This window comes from Rhodopseudomonas sp. WA056 (assembly GCF_010906995.1).
GTDB lineage: Bacteria > Pseudomonadota > Alphaproteobacteria > Rhizobiales > Xanthobacteraceae > Rhodopseudomonas > Rhodopseudomonas palustris_G.
Genome location: NZ_QPFS01000014.1, coordinates 36,969 through 57,603 on the forward strand (window position 1 = coordinate 36,969; position 20,635 = coordinate 57,603).

Sequence of the window (20,635 nt, forward strand, 5' to 3'; positions counted from 1 at the left end):
GTCGCGACCGTCCGGTCGGGCTGGCGCGGATGAATCCGGCCATCGGCTTCGCATCGATGATCGCGGCGCTGAGCGCCGTCATTCTCTGTGCCGTTCTCACCTGGGCGCTGATGCCGCTGCTGAGGCGATATGCGCTGGCGCGCCCCAATGCGCGCTCGTCGCACAAGGTTCCGACCCCGCAGGGCGCCGGCATCGCCGTCATCGCCGCGACGTTGATCGTCACCACATTCGCGCTCGGCCCGACCGCTCCGGCGCTGCTGGCACTGCTCCCGTTGTTCGCCGCCGCGGTCGTGATCGGGATCGTGGGAGCGGTCGACGATATCCGGCCGATTCCGGTCCTGCCGCGCCTCGCCCTTCAGGCACTCTGCGTCGGCGCGGTCGTTCTCACGCTGCCCGCAGACCAGCAGATCGTCCCTGCCCTGCCATTGTGGCTGGAGCGCGCCGCGTTGCTGATCGGCGGCCTGTGGTTCGTCAACCTCGTCAACTTCATGGACGGGCTCGACTGGATGACGGTCGCCGAAGGCGTGCCGGTAACGGCCGCCCTGGTGGTGTTCGGTCTGGCCGGTGCGTTGTCGCAATCCCCGATGCTGCTGGCAGCGGCACTGGGCGGCGCGATCCTCGGCTTCGCGCCGTTCAACCGCCCGGGTGCGGCGAAGGTCTTTCTCGGCGACGTCGGCAGCCTGCCGATCGGGCTCCTGCTCGGCTGGTGTCTGCTGCAACTCGCGCTCCAGGGCCACGCCGCCGCGGCACTGCTGCTGCCGCTGTACTATCTGGCCGACAGCACCCTGACGCTGCTGCGGCGAATGATCCGCCGCGAGAGGTTCTGGCTCGCCCATCGCACGCACTTCTATCAGCGGGCGACTGACAACGGATTCCCGGTCCGCGCGGTGGTCGGCCAAGTGTGTCTTCTGAATCTCGCCCTGGCCGGGCTGGCAGGCGCCTCGATCGCCCTGCGATCGGCGGCGACCGATCTCCTGCTGCTCGGCATCGGCGCCATGCTGGTCGCCGCAGTGCTGAGGCGTTTCACCCGCCCCCGCGCCTGAGCGGTTATTGCAGACGACGCTGCGCAGCCGGCGCCGCAGCTTCGATCCGGAATTCCGGAACGGCGCTCTTCAGGATGGCCACCACCTCGTCATGACGCCCCGCTGCGATCGCGGCTTCGAGTGCGGCGAGGCCCTGCTGCAGCGTCGGCAGCGGCAGTTCGTGCGGACGTGCCGCCACAATCCCGGGAATGCCGATCTCGGTCGAAGGTTCGTGCTCGGCGAACAGGATCTCGTGCAGCCGCTCGCCCGGACGAACACCGGTGAACACGATCTCGATGTCGTAGCCGGGCTGCAGTCCGGACAGCCGGATCATCCGCTCGGCGAGATCGACGATGCGTACCGGCTGGCCCATGCTGAGTACGAACACCGACGCGTCGGCATGCTGCGAGCCCAACGCATGAGTCGCGGCGGTGATGACGAGGTCGCAGGCTTCACGGATGGTCATGAAGTATCGCACCATATCCGGATGCGTCACCGTCACCGGTCCGCCGGCTTCGATCTGGGCCTTGAATTTCGGCACCACCGAGCCGTTCGACGCCAGCACGTTGCCGAACCGCACCGAGATCAACCGCATCGGTGGCTTGTCACCGGAGGTGCCGGCAAGTTCGCGATCGAGCGCCTGACAATACAGTTCGGCGAACCGCTTGGTGAGGCCGAGCATCGATACCGGCTCGATCGCCTTGTCGGTGGAGATCATCACCATCGCGCCGGCACCGGCCGCGCGCGCGGCGTCGGCGACGTTGACCGAGCCGAAGATGTTGGTCTTGACGCCCTCGCCCCAATCGCGCTCGAGGATCGGCACGTGTTTCAGCGCAGCAGCGTGGAACACCAGGTCCGGCTTGAACCCGCCGATCAGATCGAAGATCCGCTCGCGATCGCGAATGTCGGCGATGTGGCCGACGATCGTCGTCCTGGAGTCCTTGGCGTTCAGCTTCTCCATCGCGGCGTAGAGGGCCGGTTCGGAATTCTCGATCACCAACAGACGCGCCGCACCGAACGTGGTGACGCGGTCGCACATCTCGTATCCGATCGATCCGCCACCGCCGGTGACGACGATCGACTTGCCCTTCAGCAGCCCCTCGAGCCTGTCGTAATCGATCTTGACGCTCGGACGCAGCAACAAGTCTTCGACGGCGACCGGTGCCAGCCTGGGCGTGTCGCGGCTTTCTTCGAGCGACGGCAGCCGGCTCACCGTCAGCCCGAGCTTGCGGGCACGCATCAGCACCGCTTCCGGCTGGGCATCGGCCTCGAACGCGGACGGCGTCATCACCGCCCGCTCGATCGGCCTGTTGCGGTGCGCGAAGTCGGCGATCACGTTGTGCAGATCGTCGGTGCCGCCCAGCACCGGAATGCCGCGAATGGTCTGGCCGCGATCCGAGAACGCGGGCGACAGAATGCCCACCGGCCACAGCCGCTGCACCGCGCCGCTTTCAACTCCGCGCAGGAACACCTCCGCGTCGGCGGCGCGACCGATCAGCAACGTCGGAGCCGCATCCATCCGGCGCGCCTTGTTGCGCGTGCGGGTGTAGCGGAAATAGCGGTAGGCGAGGCGCGAACCGGCCAGGAAGAACACCTCCAGAAACCAGTACAGCACGATCGTCGTCTTCCCGAGGAAGAACGTCCCGTACATGTTCGGTGCCAGAAAGACGTAATCGAGCGCCAGCAGCGCGATCGTCAGCACGCTCGCCGCCCGGAGGATGTTCAGCAGATCCGGGATCGAAATGAACCGCCACTTGGTGGTGGTGAGCTGGAACAGGTAGCAGACGAAGAAGCTGAAGACGACGAAGTAAGGCAGAACCTTCAGCAGCAGCGGCAGACGGTCCAGCAGATTCTCGCCGTCGAACCGCAGATAGAAGCTGAGCAGCACGGCGGCCGCGGTCGCGAGCAGATCGTGGAGGGCGATCAGCCAGTTGCGGGGCGTGAACGACGTGATCGGCGTCAACATTGCACCTGCCAGCGGTGGTCGCCAATCCCGCGCATGATCAGGACTGCCCCTCGCGCGCGCGCGCCACCAGCGAGGTGGTACTGAATCCGGGCAGCACGTCGACCAGCATCACCTCGCCGCCTTTGGCCGCGACGATCTCGTGCCCGACCACCTGCTCACGGGTGTAGTCGCCGCCCTTGACCAGCACGCTCGGCTCGATCCGGGTGATCAGCCGGATCGGCGTATCCTCTTCGAAGATCGCCACCAGATCGACCGCCTCCAGCGCCGCCAGCACTTCGGCGCGGGCGCGTTCGTGCTGCACCGGCCGGCTCTCGCCCTTCAGCCGCCGCACCGACGCATCGCTGTTGAGTCCCACGATCAGCCGGTCGCAGGCACCGCGCGCCGCAGTCAGCACCTTGACGTGGCCGGGGTGCAGGATGTCGAAGCAGCCATTGGTGAAGCCGACCCGCAGACCCTCGCGGCGCCATTCCTTCAGCCGCGCGTCGAGGTCGGCGTCGCTGGCCATGATCTTGTCTTCGGCGGCGAGTTCAGCGTGTGGCAGGACGCGCCGGCGCAGTTCGCTCGGCGTCACCACCGCGGTACCGTTCTTGCTGACCGCCACGGCTGCGGCGGCGCTGGCCGCCCGCATCGCCGTGCCCCAGTCCGCCCCCGACGCTAGTACCACCGCCAGCACCGCCGCCACGGTATCACCGGCGCCCGAGACGTCGCGCACCTTCACCGGTTGCGCCGGCACGTGGATCGGCTCGCCTCCGCGCGGCACCAGCGTCATTCCGTGCTCGCTCTTGGTCACCAGCATCGCCTCGCACTCGGCCAGCGTCATCGCATCCTGGGCCGCCGCGGCGATCTCGTCATCGGTCTCGGCAGCGCTCCGTGTCGCCGCGGCGAATTCCTTGCGGTTCGGCGTCAGCAGCGTGGCGCCGCGATAGATCGCGAAGTTGGCGCTTTTCGGATCGACGATGACGCGTTTGCCGAGTTTGTTGGCGGTATCGATCGTCTCGCGAATGACTCGCGCCGTCAGCACGCCTTTGGCGTAGTCCGACAGCAGCACGATATCGGCGCGCGCGAGCTGCAGCAGGATCGCATCGAGCAGCCGCTGTTCGACCTCGCCGGTCGCCGGCGCTGCGATCTCCCAATCGGCGCGCAGCATGTGAGTGGAGAAATGCTCGGACACGAACCGCACCTTGCGGGTCGTCGGACGCGAGGGATCGCGCACCAGCACCGGCTCGATCTTCGGCTCGCTGCCGAGTTCGGCGGCGAGCATTCTCCCGGTGGCATCGTCACCGACCAGGCCGACGAAAATGCAGCGCGCGCCGATCGCCGCAATGTTGCGGGCAACGTTGCCGGCGCCGCCGATATTGGTCTCGCTGCGCTGGACCGCGATCACCGGCGCCGGAGCCTCCGGGGAAATCCGCGACACCTCCCCATAGACGAACTCGTCGAGCATCAAGTCGCCGACGCACAGGACGGTCTGACGGGCGATCGCTTGCAGCAGGGCGTCGAAGCTCAACATCCAAATCCAAATTGTTGCGCGCGATCAGCGGAAGCGATCGCTGCGGTCGAGGTAACCTGTGACGTAAGACGCGACCGCTTCTTCCAGCGGCGTGAAGCCGCCATTATAGCCCGCCGCGCGCAGCCGGTCGCCTTCGCTCTGGGTGAAGTACTGATAACTGCCGCGAATCTGCTCCGGCATATCGATGTACTCGATCTGCGGCGGCGTGCCGAGCGCGGCATAGGCCGCCAGGATCAGGTCGCGGAAGCTGCGGGCATGGCTGGTGCCGACATTGAAAATGCCGCTGACGCTGGGCGAAGCGAACAGCCACATCATCACCCGCACCACGTCGTCGACATAGATGAAGTCGCGGCGCTGGTCGCCGTCGGCGATGCCTTCGCGATGCGACTTGAACAATTGGACCACCCGGCCCGACTTGATGTCGTCGAACCGCCGCGCCAGCACGCTGGCCATGGTGTCCTTGTGATATTCGTTCGGGCCGAACACGTTGAAGAACTTCAGCCCGGCCCATTGCGGCGGCAGCCTATCGCCCTTGGCGAGGCGCTCGGCGACCACGAGGTCGAACAGGTGTTTGCTCCAGCCGTACAGGTTCATCGGCCGCAGTTGCTTCAGCGCGGGCAGCGAGAAGTCGTCGTCGAAGCCGTGTTCGCCGTCGCCATAGGTCGCCGCCGACGAGGCGTAAATCAGCGGTGTGCCGGTCTCGGTGCACCAGTCGAGCAGCCGCAGCGACAACCGGAAATTGTTCTCCATCACCAGATCGCCGTCGGTGGCGGTGGTGGCGGAGATCGCGCCCATGTGGAACACAGCGTCGAGCTTGCGTCCCTTGAGCCAGCCGGCGAGTTCCGCCGGCGGCACGAAATCGGCAAGCTGCCGCTTGGCGAGGTTCTTCCACTTGCCGTCATGGCCGAGAAAATCGGACACTGCCACATCGGCCCGCCCGGCGTCGTTCAGCGCCGCGACCAGATTCGATCCAATAAACCCGGCGCCCCCGGTGACCAGCAGCATGACTTCTCCGCCTCGATTTGCGCGGCCAGCTTTGCCCCACTCCGCCCAAGCAGGCAACTTTCTACCCTGACTTGCTGTGCATGGAGCACGTCTGGCGCGCGAAATGCCGGCTGGACGCCGGCCGCAGCAGACGCTAACCGGCTGGGCCGACCAGTCCCTGCCAGGCAGGGCACGCAGAACAAGCGATGAATTACGAATCACTCAAAGCCAGCCTGGCGACAGCGCCCGACCGTAGCGAAACCAGCCCGGTACTGCTGGTCCCGTATATGTGGATCGGCGATTTCGTGCGCTGCCACACCGTGGTGCGGGTGCTGAAGGATCGCTGGCCGAACCGGCCGGTCGACGTCCTCACCACCACACTGTGCGCGCCCTTGGTCGACTATATGCCCGGCGTGCGCCAGGGGATCGTCTGGGATCTGCCGCGCAGCAAGATCTCGCTGCCTCAGGAGCGGGCGCTGGCAGCCAGGCTGCGACAGGAAGGCTACGGCGCCTCGGTGGTGATGCCGCGCACCTTCAAATCCACCATCGCGCCCTGGCTTGCCGGTATCCCGAAACGCACCGGCTTCATCGGCGAGGTCCGGTTCGGCCTGCTCAATGACTGGCGGCGCGGCGAGAAGGCATTGCCGCGGATGATCGACCGCTGCGCCGCGCTGGCGCTGCCGCCGCTGCCCGAATTGCCGCTGGACTGGCCCGAACCGCAGCTTCAGGTGCCGCAGGCCGAGATCGCGGCATGGCGGCAGGCCAATGGGCTGCACGGCCGGACCGTGGTGGCGCTGGCACCCGGCGCCGTCGGGCCGGCGAAGCGCTGGACCTATTATGTCGAGGCCGGCAAGGCACTCGCCGAGCGCGGCTTCGAGGTCTGGGTGGTGGGCGGCCCGGGCGAAACCGCCAAGGCCCATGAAATCGTCGCGGCCGGCGGCCCGCGGGTCCGCGATCTCACCGGCACCGACCTGCGCAACGGCATCCTGGCGCTGGCGGCAGCCGACCTGGTGATCTCCAACGATTCCGGCCTGCTCCACGTCTCGGCGGCGATCGGCAGCCGGACCATCGGCATCTTCGGACCGACCAGCCCCTGGCATTATGCCCCGCTCAATCCGATCGAGACGGTGATCCAGGCGCCGGGCGAGATTCCGTGCCGGCCCTGCCACAAGCCGATCTGCCGGATGGAGCACCACCGCTGCATGCGCGACATCGCCGTCGAGGACGTGACCGCCGCGGCGCTGCGCGCGCTGCAGGCCGCCGGCATCGCGCCCGCGGTGTGAGCCCTTCGGCTTGCGCCGGACCCGGCCCTGCGCTTTACCAGGGCTTCGAGTTTCAGCCTTCAGGTGTGACGTGAGCCAGGACAAGATCGCCGCCCATTTCCAGCTTTCGCTTGCCGCGATGACGGCCGCGGCCAGCGACACAGCGCTGCTGGAAACATCGCGTGCGATCGCCGCAGCGTCGATCGCGGCGCTGCGCCAGGGCCGCAAGATTCTGATCGCCGGCAATGGCGGCAGCGCCGCCGACGCCCAGCACATCGCCGCCGAGATCATCGGCCGCTACAAGCGCGAGCGCGGCGCCTGGCCGGCGGTGGCGCTCACCACGGACACCTCGGCGCTCACCGCGATCGCCAACGACTATGGCTTCGAGCGGGTATTCGCCCGGCAGGTCGAAGGTCTCGGCCAGCAAGGCGACGTCTTCATCGGCATCACCACATCGGGCCGCTCGCCGAACATCCTGGCGGCGCTCGAGGTCGCGCGGCGGCGCGGCCTGGTCACCGTCGGCATGACCGGCCCGAGCCGCGGATCGATGGGCGCGCTGTGCGATCACCTTCTGATTGCACCGGGCCCCGAGACCGCGCTGGTTCAACAGATCCATCTGATGGCCGCGCATGCGATCTGCGACGAGATCGAAGCCGTGCTCGGTGCGCCGTCGCCATGACCGCGGCCGCACCGCGCCGGCCCGCGGCGTTCCTCGATCGCGACGGCGTCATCAACTACAACGACCACTATGTCGGCACCCGCGAGCGCCTGCGCTGGATGCCGGGCATCGCGGCGGCGATCCGGCAACTTAACGCGGCCGGCTATTACGTCTTCATCATCACCAACCAGTCCGGCGTCGCCCGCGGCATGTTCGGCGAGGACGACGTCCGCGCTCTGCATCGCTGGATGCTGAATGAGCTGAATGCGCAGGGTGCGCGGATCGACGATGTGCGGTTCTGCCCGCATCATGTCGAAGGAACGATCGATGCCTATCGGGTGGCCTGCGAGCATCGCAAGCCGGGCCCCGGCATGATCCTGGATCTGGCCAAAGCCTGGCCGGTGGACATGACCCGCAGCTTCGTGATCGGCGACAGCGCAAGCGATATCGAAGCCGCGCGGGCTGCCGGCATTCTCGGTTTTCGCTTCGAAGGCGAAGACATCGACGGCTTCGTCAACCAGGTGCTCGCCGAGATGCAACGGGCCGTGGCATCCAACTAACCGAGTAGCTGCTCCGCTGCGGCGATCGCCTGCCGCGCCGAGGGGCCGCCGCTCTTGCCGCCGAGCACCCGCAGCGGACCGCTGCCGACCGGGCCGGTCAGTCCCGGATCGGTCGCCACATAAATCCCGACCAGCGGCACCCGATAGGCGGCGGCCAGATGCAAAAGGCCGGTGTCGACGCCGATCACCACCGCGGCGCCGGCGATCACGCCCGCGGTGAGATCGAGCGACTGACGCGGCAGCACGCGGCTGCCGGGAATCGCAGCCGACAGCCGTTCGGCAGTCTGTCGCTCGGTCTCGGTGCCCCATGGCAGAACCGGTTGCAGCCCGCAGCCCTGCAGCCAGCGGCCGGTCTCGATCCAGTCTTCGGCGCGCCATTCCTTCGACGCCCGCGAGGTGCCGTGCAGCAGCAGCGCGTAAGGCGCATCAGCGCCGCGCGCCGGCTTGATCAGCCCGTAGTCGATCTGGTCCGGCGGCTGATAGCCGAGCGACAGGCCGGTGAGCGCGCGATTGCGCGCCACCGCGTGGAGCGAGCGGCTGACGCTGTGGCGGACATCGTAGAACCGCGACGCCAAGGGCTCGCGGATGCTGTGCGCGTCGTAGCCATGGCGCTCGCCTTGCGCGAGCCGGGCAATGATCGCGGAGCGGATCAGGCCCTGGGTGTCGATCACCTTGTCGAACTCGGGCTCACGCAAACGGGTGTTGAAATCGCCGATCTCGCGCCAAGTGGCGCGGCTCGCCAAATGCGACCGCCAGCGCCGGGTCGCCACCGGGATCACTTCGGTCACGGCAGGATGCAACCGTGCCAGCGGCGCGAACGCCTCCTCCACCACCCAGCTCATGCGCAGGCCGGGTTGGGCGCGCGCAGCGTCGGTGATCGCGGGCATCTGGTGCACCACATCGCCGAGCGAGGACGTCTTGATGATGAGGATGTCCGACATTGACGCAAAAGGCCCGCGATTGCGCGGTCCTCGTTACAGGATTGACAACCATAGAGTCGAATCCCCGGCAAAAACGCTGGCAATTCGCCCCTGAAGCGGCCTCGCTATACCCCAATTCCATTGTTTGTCGACAGGCTGGCGCAAATGTGCGGAACCGACCAGCAGCTCGGATGGAAACCACGATGACCGTACTCGTCACCGGCGGCGCCGGTTACATCGGAAGCCACACGGTTCTGGCGCTGGTCGAGGCCGGCGAAAGCGTGGTGGTGATCGACAATCTCTCCACCGGCTTTTCGCAGTTCGTGCCCGAAGGCGTGCCGCTGTTCATCGGCGACGCCGGCGATGAAAACCTGATCGACGGCGTGATCGCCTCGCACCGCGTCGACGCCATCATCCATTTCGCCGGTTCGGTGATCGTGTCGGACTCGATGCGCGACCCGCTCGGCTACTATCGCAACAACACCTCGACCTCGCGCAGTCTGCTGAGTGCCGCAGTGCGGCGCGGCGTGAAGAAATTCATCTTCTCCTCGACCGCGGCGGTGTACGGCAATCCGGACCGCGTTCCGGTCGGCGAGGACGCGCCGACACGGCCGCTGTCTCCTTACGGTCGCTCCAAGCTGATGACCGAGATCATGCTGCACGACGCGGCGGAAGCCTACGGCGTCAACTACGTGGCGCTGCGCTACTTCAACGTCGCCGGCGCCGATCCGCTGGGCCGGCTCGGGCTCGCGACCGTCGGCGCAACCCATCTGCTCAAGATCGCGGTAGAAGCGGCGACCGGGCAGCGCAGCCGGATCGACGTCTACGGCACCGACTATCCGACGCCGGACGGCAGTTGCATCCGCGATTTCATTCACGTCACCGACCTCGCTGAGGCGCACGGCGCCGCGCTCGGTTACTTGCGCGCCGGCGGCGGGCCGGTGACGCTGAACTGCGGCTACGGCCACGGCTATTCGGTGTTCGAAACCATCGACGCGGTGAAACGCGTCGCGGGTCGCAATTTCGCGGTCGCCTCGGCGCCGCGTCGGCCGGGCGACATCATGACGATGGTCGCCGACACCAGCCGAATCCGCCGCACGCTGGATTGGACCCCACGATACGACAATCTCGACAGCATCGCGGCGCACGCTCTGGCGTGGGAGGAAAAGCTGCTGCGCGAGCGCCAAGCGGTTGAATTGCAAGCCATTCCAGCCTGACCGCGGCGCTGGTTCCATCGTTTTGGCTTGAAAATCCGGTCCAGCGGGGGCAAGGACTCCGCCAAGACGCACGCCTTCCTCGCGCGCGACCCTGGTTCGACGCCGTCGATGGAACGCGGGAATGACCGAAGCCCCACGCAAGATCACTGACGACCCGTATGGCGCGTGGCAGCTCATCCGCCGCCTGGTGATGGAACAGGCGTCAGCCTACTGGCGACGCTATGCGCTGGCCTTCGGCCTGATGGCGATCGCCGCCGCGGCGACCTCCGGCTCGGCGTTCCTGCTGGGCAAGGTGATCAACCAGGCCTATGTCGATCGCGACCTGCAGGGCATCATGTTCTGGTCGATCGTCACCCTGGTGGTGTTCAGCCTGAAGGGCGCGGCGACCTATGGCCAGTCGGTGATCCTGACCCAGATCAAGAATGCGATCCTGGCGAATAATCAGCGGCGGATGTTCCACAAGCTGATGAACGAGAGCATCGGCTTCTTCGCCAAGCGGCACTCCTCCGAATTCCTCGCCCGCCTCACCGCCGGCGCCAATTCGGTCACCGAAGTGCTCAACCTGCTGATCAACGCGATCGGCCGCGATCTGTTGTCGCTGATCGGTCTGGTCACCGTGATGGTGATCCAGGATCCGTTCATGGCGCTGTTCGGGCTTCTGATCGCGCCGCCGGCGGCGTTCGTGGTGCGCAAGCTGGTGAAGCGGGTGAAGGGGCTGGCGCTGACGCAGTTCACCGGCAACGCCCAGATCCTGGAGACGATGCAGGAATCGCTGCAGGGCATCCGCACCGTGAAGGCGTTCTCGCTCGAAAAGACCATGAGCGACCGCATCGACGCCAACATCTCCGCGGTGCAGGCCAATGCCGACAAGATGGCGCGGGTGTCGAACCGCGCCAGCCCGCTGATGGAGACGCTCGGCGGCTTCGCGGTGGCGGCGTCGCTGATGTACGGCGGCTATCGTGTGGTCGCGACCGGCGCCACACCCGGCGAGTTCTTCTCGTTCCTGACCGCGTTCCTGCTCGCATACGAGCCGGCCAAGCGGCTGGCGCGGCTGAATATCGAGCTCAACAGCGGTCTGGTCGGCGCGCGGATGCTGCTCGAAGTGATCGACAGTCCTCCGAGCGAGCCCGCCGACGGCCACAAGCCGGCGCTGCAGCTCAGCGAGGCGCGGGTCGAGTTCGACGACGTCTCGTTCGCCTATCGGCCCGACGAACCGGTGCTCAACGGCATGAGCTTCGTCGCCGAGCCCGGCAAGATGACCGCGCTGGTCGGCCCGTCCGGAGGCGGCAAGTCGACGGTGCTGGCGCTGCTGCTGCGGTTGTACGAAGTCCAGTCCGGCGAAATCCGGATCGACGGACAGTCGACCGCGAACGTATCGCGCGAGTCGCTGCGGCAGCAGACCGCCTATGTCGGCCAGGACGTCTATCTGTTCCGCGACACCGTCCGCGCCAACATCGCGTTCGGCAAGCTCGGCGCCACCGACGACGAGATCGTCGCCGCCGCCAAGGCGGCCTGCGCGCACGACTTCATCATGAGCTTTCCGCTCGGCTATGACACTCCGGTCGGCGAGCACGGCGCGCAACTGTCCGGCGGTCAGCGCCAGCGCATCGCGGTCGCGCGCGCGCTGCTGCGCAACGCGCCGATCGTGCTGCTCGACGAAGCCACCGCGGCGCTGGATTCGGAGTCGGAGAAACTGGTGCAGGAGGCGATCGATCATCTCGCCCGTGGCCGCACCACCATCGTGATCGCGCACCGGCTGCACACCATCATGCACGCCGACTCCATCCTGGTGGTCGAGGCCGGCGAGATCGTCGAGCAGGGCCGGCACGACGACCTGCTGCGCCGCGGTGGCCGCTACGCCTCGTTCTTCCGGCTGCAGCAGCGCCACGCCGCACCGCTGGCGCCGGCCGCTGCCACTGCCTAGCCTGATCGGACCTGATACCGCCCCTCCGCCCTGCCTCCTTAGCTTGCGAAAGACACTCATGAGCAACGCTGGTTTCGTGATCGCCCTGCCGCCGCAGCCCAGTCTCGCCGTTGCCGGGACGAGCGACCGCTTTCCGGTGCGCCGGATCTGGTGCGTCGGCCGCAACTATCTCGAGCACGTCCGCGAGATGGGCAATGACGAGCGCCAGCCGCCATTCTTCTTCGCCAAGCACGCCGACATGGTCGCGCCCGATGGTGCAACCATCGCGTATCCGCCGCTGACCAAGGACCTGCACCACGAGGTCGAGCTGGTGGTGGCGCTGAAGAGCGGCGGGCTGAACATTCCAGTCGAGAAGGCACTCGATCACGTCTGTGGCTATGCGGTCGGCATCGACCTCACCCGCCGCGACCTGCAGATCGCCTCGCGCAAGAAGGAGCAGCCCTGGGAGATCGGCAAGTCGTTCGACGCCTCGGCGCCGTGCGGAGCGCTGCGCCCGGCCTCCGAGATCGGCCATCCGGCCACCGGCAAGATCTGGCTGTCGGTCAACGGCACCGAGCGACAGACCGGCGATCTGTCCGAGATGATCTGGAACGTGCCGGAAATCATCGCCAAGCTGTCGGCGCAGGTCGAACTCGCCGCCGGCGACATCATCATGACCGGCACACCGGCCGGCGTCGCGGCGCTGTCGCCGGGCGATGCCATCGCCTGCGGCGTAGACGGCATCGGCACGCTCGACGTCACCATCGGCCAGCCGGCCTGACCGGCTCGTCGGATCGGCGTTAGCCGGCTATTAACCATAAATCGGGAATATCAGGCGGAGCTGATCGGGAGCTGCCGCCATGATGTCCGACCTTGGAAGATATCTTTTGGTGTGGATCGCGATGGTGGTGTTTCTGGCCACCGCACAGAATGCCGGCGGCCTGAGCTGGCGCGGCCAGCCACCGATCGCAATCGCCGCAAACGCCGCCAATCAGTAGTTCAGGATCGAAACCGCGGACGGAACGGACGGGGCCGGAAGCCGAGGTCAGCGGCAGCCGGGCCGGCGTCGAAGGTCATGTCCTTGGCCATCCGGGTCGCCATCGTGGCCGACAGCCCGGGCAGCACCTTGACCGCAACCGGCAGGATCATCCGCCATACCCAATCCGGCACTGGCACGATGATGCGCGGCAGCCCGAGCCCGTCGAAGATCCGGCCGACCATCTCGCGATAGCTCAGGGTCTCGCCGCCCGGCAGATTGTAGATCTTGCCGATCGCTTGCGGCCGCTCGGCGGCGGCGACCGCGGCGGCGGCAAGATCGTCGGCATGCACCGGCTGTCGCAGCCCTTCGCCGCCCGCCATCAGCGGGAAGAACCGGAAGCGCCGGATCAGCCCGGCGATACGGCTGACATTGCGGTCGCGGCCTTCGAGATAGATCAGCGTCGGCCGCAGCACCGTGCAACCCACACCATGGGCCGCGCAGGCCGCGATCACGCGCGCTTCGCCGGCGCCCCAATCGCGAATGAAGGCGCGCTCGTCGGGATCGGGCGTATCCCATTTGGTTTCGATGCTGGTCGAGGTGAACACCACCAGCCGGCTCATCCCGGCTGCCGCCAGCGCCGGCACCGCATCTGCCACCCGCCCGACCGGCGCGGTCGCGAACACCACATCGATCGGCGGCAGCGCGACGCCGCCGAGATCGGCAAGATCCCCCGCAACCCAGCGCACGCCATCCCCCGGCTGCCGCTCCTGACGCGACAGCCCCACCGGCTGCGCGCCCTCCGCGATCAACCGCCGAAGAATCGCACCGCCGACCATCCCGGTGGCGCCGATCACGAAAGGCTGCGGTCGGGTCATTACGGCTCCAACAATCCGCCCGCCGAGGGCGCCGGTTACGATTCGCTGCTGTCCATGACGGCTGCATAGCAGCAATGGCCCGCCAGGTGTGGCGGCTGATCACGTGACGAGGCCGGAGCGGTCGATGCTTCTTCAGTCGGTCGTGGTGATCGCGACAGCAGCCAGCGGCACGCCACGGCCGCTGTTCGGGACTGGATCGGCCGGCAAATGCTCTGGAAAATCCGCCGATCGGGGCACAGCAAATAGACTTGCTCTTCAATCTCTGCTTGTGATCGGACTTTGGTGCCGCAATGATTGCACTAAAGAGCGGTGTTTTGTGATGACGTCTGAAGGTGACTTGGCCGATCCAGCGGCTGAAAATGTGTGTTCGCGAGCGCAAGCCGCAGCGATCGAGATCGTGGCCAATCTGGCGGAGAAATTCACGTTCGCCTCGCATCAGAACTCGATCCCGGTGATCCGGGCGATATCGATCGCCAATGCGAGCCCGGACCCGATCGAGAATCTTCGTCTGGAGCTGACCTCGAGTCCCGCGTTCCTCCGGGCGAAGACCTGGACGATCGACCGGGTCTTCGCGGGCGACAACCACGCGCTCGGCGACAGGCGCGTGGATCTGGACCCGTCTTATCTGGCGGGGCTCGATGAAGCCGAAGCCGGCGACATCAGATTGCGACTCCTGCAAGCCGACGCCGTGGTCGCCGAGACCATCGTGCCGGTGCGGCTGCTGGCTCGTGACGAATGGGGCGGCGTGTCCGACATGGCACAGCTACTTCCGGCGTTCGTCATGCCGAACGATCCGGCCATCCACAGGGTGCTGCGATCGGCCGCCGAGCGCCTTGCCTCGCACGGCCACTCCTCGGCCCTGGACGGGTACCAAAGCAACGATCCGAAGCGCGCCTACATGCTGGCGGCAGCAGTTTATTCGGCAATCGCGGCACTCGGAATTCACTACGCCGAGCCGCCCGCCAGTTTCGAAAGACGGGGGCAGAAGATCCGTGGGCCCAGCAAGCTGATCCAGGATCAGCTCGGGACCTGCCTGGACTTCACACTTCTGTTCGCCGCGGCGCTGGAAGCGGTCGGGCTGAATGCGGTGACCGTATTGCTCGACGGACATGCGTTTGCCGGCGTGTGGCTGGTCAAGCGAACTCTGCCGAACACGATCGAAGGCGACGTTAGCGAGCTTCGCAAAGCCATCGCCGCGCATGAGCTCGTCGTATTCGAAACGACAGGAGTCACGCACCGACCTGCCATGACGTTCGAGCAGGCCAGGAAAGTAGGCGAGGACAAACTCAAGGAAGATTCGCCCCAAGCCTTCGCCGCGGCAGTCGACGTCGCGCGATCGCGCTCTTCCGGCATCCTGCCATTGGCCTCGCACGCGCCGCGCATGGAAACAGCGGCCGACGAGACGGATACGCCCGCTGAACTCCCTCTACCGGCCGAGCCCGACATTCTCATGCCGACCGATCTGGCCGACGAGAAGCCGACCACGCCCGAGGGACGCATCGAGCGGTGGCGATCACGGCTACTCGATCTGTCGCTGCGCAACCGACTGTTGAACTTCTCGGAAGGCAAACGAGCCATCCCCTTCCTTTGCCCCGACGTCGCCGACCTTGAAGATCGACTCGCCGAAGGGACCGCGATCAAGATCATCTCGCTTCCGCAGCAAAATCCGCTAGGCGATCGAGACCCTTCGCTGCATCGCGATCGGCGCGGCGACGACCTGCACCGGACCTTCGCGGCCGAAGCACTGAAGCGAGACGAACTCTCGTCGAAGCTCGAAGCCAAGGAGCTCTCCGCCCGCCTGACTGATCTGTATCGCCAAGCCAGGAACGATCTCACCGAAGGTGGCACCAATACGCTGTATCTCGCGGTCGGAATCCTGAAATGGAAGAAGACGCCGACCGACGAGAGGGTCTATCGCGCCCCGCTGCTGTTGCTGCCGGTGAAGCTCGAGCGGTCGGGAGCATCCGACCGCTTCCGCCTGAAATTCCACGAAGACGAGCCCCAACTGAACGCCACCTTGCTGCAGTTTCTGAAGCGGGATTTCGACCTTTCGCTTCCGGATTTTCGCGGCGGACTCCCGCAGGACGACAAGGGCATCGACGTCTCCAAGGTACTCGACAGCATCCGCCGCGCGGTCCGCGACGTTCCGGGCTTCGAAGTCGTCGATGATATCGCGCTGTCGACCTTCTCGTTCGCCAAGTACCTGATGTGGAAGGATCTCACCGACCGCGTCGCGGCGCTGCGGCAGAATCGTGTTGTCAAACACCTGATCGACAATCCCGATCGGATTCTCGACGGCGCTGACCAGCCATTTCCGGATGCAGCCGATATCGACCGGCAATTCGCCTCGGCCGATTTGGTGCTGCCGCTTCCGGCGGACTCGTCTCAAATCGCCGCATGCCTCGCTGCCGCACAGGGGCGGGACTTCGTCATCATCGGACCGCCCGGCACCGGCAAGAGCCAAACGATCGCCAATATGATCGCGATGTGCCTGGCGGCCGGCAAGACCGTGCTGTTCGTCGCCGAGAAGACAGCGGCTCTCGACGTCGTGTATCGACGGCTGCGCGAACATCGGCTCGGCGACCACTGCCTCGAGCTGCATTCCAGCAAGGCGGACCGCAAGCACTTCTTCGGCCAACTGAAGAACTCGTGGGAAAAGCGAGCGGCCAAACGCGAAACCGAATGGGTGACGCTCAATCATCGTCTGCAAATCCGTCGCGACGAGTTGAACGCCTATGTCGACGCGCTGCATCGCCAGTCGCCGAATGGACTGACGCCCTACGCCGCAATCGGCATCGCGACTCTCGGACAAGACGACTACGCGCCGAAGTTCGAGTGGCCAAGCAAGAACGCTCACGACGCTCAGGGCTACCGCGAGCTGGAAGATCTGGCCACCGAACTCGGGCGGACCTATTCAGCCGTGAAGGTCCGGCCCGTCCTGCGCCTGCTGCATGTCGAGGAGTGGACCAATGCCTGGCAGGAAAAACTGCTCGGGGCAGCACGAGCCCTCGCGACGGCGGCGGCAGCGGCACACGCTGCACTGACGGCAATCAGTCCCCGCCTCGGGCTCGACAATCTCAAGGACTGCCGCGCGGACGGCTTGAAGTACTTCGCTGAACTCGCGAAGGATCTGATCGCGACGTCAGGCGAAGATCACACGATCATTCTGCATCGCGACTTCTCCGCGCTGGCACGCGCGCTGGCCGAGCTCGAAACGGCGATCTCGGCCTACCGCCACAGTGAAACCAAGCTGTCGGCCCGCTACGCACCAGACACCGTGGCCCGCATTCCGATCGCCGATATCGAGCGCGATTGGCACGAAGCGAAGGCCGCCATGTGGCCGAAATCCTGGCTCGGAACGCGACGCGTGAAGCGGCTGCTCGGATCCTACGCCGGCACCAAGACGGCGGACCCAGGCACCGACATCGGGCTGCTCCGCGATCTACAAGCAAGGCTCCAATCGATCCGCGGCAATGCCGTCGCCGAGACTCCGCTGGCCTTCAACGGCCTCGACACCGACTGCAAGGCGCTGACGAACCATCTGGAGAAAGCGGAGCGCCTGCGCACTTCGCTGGTTCAGCTCGGGGAGTTCGCAGGCGACGTGCAGAGGGTTGCGGCCAGCATCGCCGCCAATCTGAAGGGACAAGTCAACCAGCCGCAACTTTCGGCCGCCAAGGATTATCTGGCCCGCTACCACGAGCTTCAGGAATGCATCGTCGGCTTCGAGGCGATTGCCGGCGTTCCGCTCGAACGCGAGCACGAGGACTGTCTCGGCACCATCGTTCGGCAGATGGATGAAATTCAGCAGGCCCGCTCGCTGTTTCGCGACTGGTCTTCGTGGTGTTCGGTTCGCAAGCGCGCCATCGCGCGCGGGCTGCTTCCCTTGGTGGAAGACATCGAGAACGGCGCGGTGCCGACCGACCGCAGCGTATCAGCCTTCCGGCTCGGCTACGCCCGCTGGTGGCTTCCGCTGGCGATCGACGATAGCAAGGAATTGCGGAGTTTCCGCCGCTTCGCCCACGAGAATGCGGTCGAAGACTTCAGAGCCGTCGACGATCTGGTCCGCGCGCACGCCAGCGACAAGATCGTCAGCACACTGGCGCACGGCCTTCCGGCGTCGGAGGCAGTGCCGCGGCAGTCGGAGCTTGGGCAATTGCGCCACCAGATGGGCCTGAAGCGCCCCAGTCGCTCGATCCGGGAGATGATCGCCGCGATGCCGGAGAGCTTCAGCAGGCTCGCGCCGTGCGTGCTGATGTCACCGCTTTCGATCGCGCAGTATCTGCCACCCGATCAGGCGCTGTTCGACATCGTGATCTTCGACGAGGCGTCGCAGATCGCCACCTGGGACGCGGTCGGAGCGATTGCCCGCGGCCGGCAGACCATCATCGTCGGCGATCCCAAGCAACTGCCGCCAACGAACTTCTTTGGCCGCGCCGACGATCAGGACGACAGCGTGCCCGAATTCGATCGGGACCTCGAGAGCATTCTCGACGAGACACGCGCCTCAGGGCTTCCTGTCCGTCACCTGCGATGGCACTATCGAAGCCGTCACGAGTCCTTGATCGCGTTCTCCAACTGGCACTACTACGACAATCATCTCGTCACCTTCCCGAGTCCGGTGACGGAGGATCGCGCAGTCTCGCTGAACTTGGTTCCGACCGGAATCTATGATCGGGGCAAGAGCCGGACCAATCGCGAAGAGGCTCGCGCGATCGCCGCCGACATCCGCATCAAGCTGAAGAGCTGGCTCGCCTTGCCGGAGGCCGAGCGCCCGACCATAGGAGTGATTACGTTCAATGCCCAACAACAGGCGCTGATTCAGGATCTGCTCGACGAAGTTTGCCGCGCGGAGCCCGACCTCGAATGGTTCTTCTCTGATGACCGGATTGAGCCGGTGATCGTCAAGAACCTCGAGAACATCCAAGGCGACGAGCGCGACGTGATCTACTTCTCGATCACCTTCTGCCGCGATGCGGCCGGAAAGCTGCCGATGAATTTCGGTGCGATCAACAACGACGGCGGCGAGCGGCGGCTGAACGTCGCGGTCACACGCGCGCGAACCGAACTGAGAGTATTCTCCGGCATCCGTGCCGACGACATCGATCTCGATCGCAGCAAGGCGGTCGGTGTACGTCACCTCAAGGCGTTTCTAGACTACGCGTCGCGCGGTGCGATCGCCCTGCCCGCTCAGGATGAGGGATCGCTCGGCGGCGTCGAGTCTCCGTTCGAGCAAGCGGTGGCAACCGCGCTTCAAGCGCGCGGCTGGCAGGTGGCGACGCAGGTCGGCGTCTCCGGATTCCGTATCGACCTCGGCATCCGCCATCCCGATCACGCCGGGCTGTATCTCGCCGGCATCGAATGCGACGGCGCCACCTATCATAGTTCAGCCACCGCCCGCGATCGCGACAAGGTGCGCGAGCAGGTGCTGCGCGGTTTGGGCTGGAATATCCTGCGGATCTGGTCGACCGACTGGTGGTTCAGCGCTGCCGATGCGATCGAGCGTATCCATGCGGCCTTGAACGATCTTTTGGCGGCAAGCCGTTCCGATGGCGCAGCGACCGCAAACTCCGACAATTCGGAGAGCGAGACGGAGACCGATTTCCCGGAAGGTATCGACCTTGTTGCGAGCACCCCGGCCCCGCAGCAAGCTGGCAGTCCGGCGGACGGTGACAACGAGGCCTCCGGCGGAACCGAGAGCCCTGTGCCTCGACCGCCGGCGGGGTCAGCGGGCGAGGTACGGATTGCCTCGCTTGCCCCCTTCCCCGAGGTGCGCGCGACGTTTCGTATCGTCGACCTGTCAGGCTTCAAGGCAGAGGCGGAACGGTTTTTCGAATTCTCGTACCGACCGACGATCGAGGCGATGATCGACGCGGTGATGGCCGCCGAAGCTCCGGTGCGGGAGGACGTGCTGGCGCAGCGAATCGCAAGGGCGCACGGCTGGTCGCGGACGGGCGCACGAATTCGCGATCAGGTGTCACGTCACCTTGAGAACTACCATCGGACGGACGAAACGCCCGGTTCGTTTTTGTGGCTGCCCGGCACGGTGGCCGAGCGTCTCGCGTTTCGAAGACCTCACGGGCCGGATCACCGCCGACCTCTGGCCGAAATCGCGCTGGCGGAGCTGGTCGATTTTATCCTGACGCACGCGCACGCCCTCGATGAAGACGACCCGCCGCTGGTCTATGCCCGGCTTCTCGACATCGAGCGGCTGGCGGCTCCATCGCGGGAGCGCCTTCAGGAGGCTATCGAGAACGCGCGAGCCTCGAGCTTGTGACAGTGTCATTGTCCCCGGTCGCCGACGCCCGGCAATGAACCGGCAGGTCCGGCACCAGGCTCGGGGCGGCGTCGTGCGCGGCGCGGCAGATGACGCGGTTGCGGCCGGCATGTTTGGCGTCGTACAGCGCCTGGTCGGCGGCCTTCATCAGCTCGGAGACGTCGTCCATCCCCGGCAGCGCGGTGGCGACGCCGATGCTGACGGTGGCCGGAATGCTGCGCGACGCCACCACCAACACGTTGGCGGCGACCTCGCGGCGCAGGCGCTCGGCCACAACCTGGGCCTGCGCCAGATCGGTCTCCGGCAGCAGCAGCGCGAACTCTTCGCCGCCGAGCCGCGCCAGCACGTCGCAATCCCGCTTGCAGTCGCGCGCCAGCCTGGCGAGGTGAACGATCATTTCGTCGCCGACCTGATGGCCGAAGCCGTCGTTGATCGCCTTGAAGTAATCGATGTCGATCATCAGAAACGACATCGGCCGCTGGTAGCGGCGGGCGCGCGCCCATTC

15 protein-coding genes are annotated in these 20,635 nt (G+C 66.1%); 9 read left to right on the top strand and 6 right to left on the bottom strand.

Annotated elements, in window-relative coordinates; all coding sequences use genetic code 11:
* The first annotated feature begins 29 nt into the window (after positions 1-29).
* A complete protein-coding gene (locus DU475_RS05095; protein ID WP_164631030.1) occupies positions 30-1,043 on the top strand; it encodes an MraY family glycosyltransferase in 1,014 nt (337 codons plus the stop codon).
* A gap of 4 nt (positions 1,044-1,047) precedes the next feature.
* On the opposite strand, the gene DU475_RS05100 is transcribed toward DU475_RS05095, so the two are convergent.
* The 3 genes from DU475_RS05100 to rfaD are packed head-to-tail and all read right to left on the bottom strand — an operon-like array spanning position 1,048 to position 5,503.
* Positions 1,048-2,988: a polysaccharide biosynthesis protein gene (locus DU475_RS05100; RefSeq protein ID WP_142883321.1), complete on the bottom strand. Its 1,941-nt coding sequence runs from the start codon at positions 2,986-2,988 to the stop codon at positions 1,048-1,050.
* A 37-nt stretch (positions 2,989-3,025) separates the two neighbouring features.
* Entirely contained in the window at positions 3,026-4,498 is a 1,473-nt protein-coding gene (gene rfaE1 / locus DU475_RS05105; protein ID WP_164631032.1) for a D-glycero-beta-D-manno-heptose-7-phosphate kinase, read from the bottom strand.
* Between the two features lie 24 nt (positions 4,499-4,522).
* Positions 4,523-5,503, bottom strand: coding sequence for an ADP-glyceromanno-heptose 6-epimerase (gene rfaD, locus DU475_RS05110; RefSeq protein WP_164631035.1), 981 nt, complete (start codon positions 5,501-5,503; stop codon positions 4,523-4,525).
* Between the two features lie 185 nt (positions 5,504-5,688).
* Between rfaD and waaF the strand changes: the two genes are divergently transcribed.
* From waaF to DU475_RS05125, 3 genes are all read left to right on the top strand, one after another.
* Positions 5,689-6,765, top strand: coding sequence for a lipopolysaccharide heptosyltransferase II (waaF, locus tag DU475_RS05115; RefSeq protein ID WP_164631037.1), 1,077 nt, complete (start codon positions 5,689-5,691; stop codon positions 6,763-6,765).
* 70 nt (positions 6,766-6,835) lie between these two features.
* Positions 6,836-7,423 carry a D-sedoheptulose 7-phosphate isomerase gene (locus DU475_RS05120; protein WP_164631039.1) on the top strand — a complete coding sequence of 196 codons (588 nt, stop codon included), beginning with the start codon at positions 6,836-6,838 and terminating at the stop codon, positions 7,421-7,423.
* Positions 7,420-7,962 (top strand): HAD family hydrolase, encoded by a 543-nt coding sequence (locus DU475_RS05125; protein WP_164631041.1) that lies wholly within the window; start codon positions 7,420-7,422, stop codon positions 7,960-7,962. Before DU475_RS05120 ends, DU475_RS05125 begins: the two co-directional genes overlap by 4 nt.
* Here DU475_RS05125 and waaC read toward each other — a convergent pair.
* Positions 7,959-8,903 (bottom strand): lipopolysaccharide heptosyltransferase I, encoded by a 945-nt coding sequence (gene waaC, locus DU475_RS05130; protein WP_164631043.1) that lies wholly within the window; start codon positions 8,901-8,903, stop codon positions 7,959-7,961. The two genes, DU475_RS05125 and waaC, sit on opposite strands and share 4 nt — an antisense overlap.
* Positions 8,904-9,085: 182 nt before the next feature.
* Here waaC and galE point away from each other — a divergent pair, with 182 nt between their 5' ends.
* From galE to DU475_RS05150, 4 genes are all read left to right on the top strand, one after another.
* Complete coding sequence (gene galE / locus DU475_RS05135) at positions 9,086-10,099, top strand: UDP-glucose 4-epimerase GalE (RefSeq protein ID WP_164631045.1); 1,014 nt, start codon at positions 9,086-9,088, stop codon at positions 10,097-10,099.
* Positions 10,100-10,220: 121 nt separating this feature from the next.
* Positions 10,221-12,023 (top strand): ABC transporter ATP-binding protein, encoded by a 1,803-nt coding sequence (locus DU475_RS05140; RefSeq protein ID WP_164631047.1) that lies wholly within the window; start codon positions 10,221-10,223, stop codon positions 12,021-12,023.
* A 58-nt stretch (positions 12,024-12,081) separates the two neighbouring features.
* Positions 12,082-12,783 carry a fumarylacetoacetate hydrolase family protein gene (locus tag DU475_RS05145; protein ID WP_013503909.1) on the top strand — a complete coding sequence of 234 codons (702 nt, stop codon included), beginning with the start codon at positions 12,082-12,084 and terminating at the stop codon, positions 12,781-12,783.
* Between the two features lie 79 nt (positions 12,784-12,862).
* On the top strand, positions 12,863-13,000 hold the full coding sequence (locus DU475_RS05150; RefSeq protein WP_013503910.1) for a hypothetical protein: 138 nt from the start codon (positions 12,863-12,865) through the stop codon (positions 12,998-13,000).
* A gap of 1 nt (position 13,001) precedes the next feature.
* Here the strand turns inward: DU475_RS05150 and DU475_RS05155 are convergent, their stop codons facing one another.
* Positions 13,002-13,856: an NAD-dependent epimerase/dehydratase family protein gene (locus DU475_RS05155; protein WP_013503911.1), complete on the bottom strand. Its 855-nt coding sequence runs from the start codon at positions 13,854-13,856 to the stop codon at positions 13,002-13,004.
* A gap of 319 nt (positions 13,857-14,175) precedes the next feature.
* On the opposite strand from DU475_RS05155, the gene proA reads away from it, so the two are divergent.
* Positions 14,176-20,130, top strand: a complete 5,955-nt coding sequence (gene proA / locus DU475_RS05160; RefSeq protein ID WP_013503912.1) for an anti-phage protein ProA — start codon at positions 14,176-14,178, stop codon at positions 20,128-20,130.
* On the opposite strand, the gene DU475_RS05165 is transcribed toward proA, so the two are convergent.
* A partial coding sequence (locus DU475_RS05165) for a GGDEF domain-containing protein (RefSeq protein ID WP_164631049.1) occupies positions 20,099-20,635 on the bottom strand: 537 nt, incomplete at its 5' end. The two genes, proA and DU475_RS05165, sit on opposite strands and share 32 nt — an antisense overlap.

Excerpts from the sequence above, each read along its gene's own strand:
- DU475_RS05095 (WP_164631030.1), top strand. The coding sequence starts at position 30 with ATGAATCCGGCCATCGGCTTCGCATCGATGATCGCGGCGCTGAGCGCC.
- DU475_RS05100 (WP_142883321.1), bottom strand. The coding sequence starts at position 2,988 with ATGTTGACGCCGATCACGTCGTTCACGCCCCGCAACTGGCTGATCGCC.
- rfaE1 (WP_164631032.1), bottom strand. The coding sequence starts at position 4,498 with ATGTTGAGCTTCGACGCCCTGCTGCAAGCGATCGCCCGTCAGACCGTC.
- rfaD (WP_164631035.1), bottom strand. The coding sequence starts at position 5,503 with ATGCTGCTGGTCACCGGGGGCGCCGGGTTTATTGGATCGAATCTGGTC.
- waaF (WP_164631037.1), top strand. The coding sequence starts at position 5,689 with ATGAATTACGAATCACTCAAAGCCAGCCTGGCGACAGCGCCCGACCGT.
- DU475_RS05125 (WP_164631041.1), top strand. The coding sequence starts at position 7,420 with ATGACCGCGGCCGCACCGCGCCGGCCCGCGGCGTTCCTCGATCGCGAC.
- waaC (WP_164631043.1), bottom strand. The coding sequence starts at position 8,903 with ATGTCGGACATCCTCATCATCAAGACGTCCTCGCTCGGCGATGTGGTG.
- galE (WP_164631045.1), top strand. The coding sequence starts at position 9,086 with ATGACCGTACTCGTCACCGGCGGCGCCGGTTACATCGGAAGCCACACG.
- DU475_RS05140 (WP_164631047.1), top strand. The coding sequence starts at position 10,221 with ATGACCGAAGCCCCACGCAAGATCACTGACGACCCGTATGGCGCGTGG.
- DU475_RS05145 (WP_013503909.1), top strand. The coding sequence starts at position 12,082 with ATGAGCAACGCTGGTTTCGTGATCGCCCTGCCGCCGCAGCCCAGTCTC.
- DU475_RS05150 (WP_013503910.1), top strand. The coding sequence starts at position 12,863 with ATGATGTCCGACCTTGGAAGATATCTTTTGGTGTGGATCGCGATGGTG.
- DU475_RS05155 (WP_013503911.1), bottom strand. The coding sequence starts at position 13,856 with ATGACCCGACCGCAGCCTTTCGTGATCGGCGCCACCGGGATGGTCGGC.
- proA (WP_013503912.1), top strand. The coding sequence starts at position 14,176 with ATGACGTCTGAAGGTGACTTGGCCGATCCAGCGGCTGAAAATGTGTGT.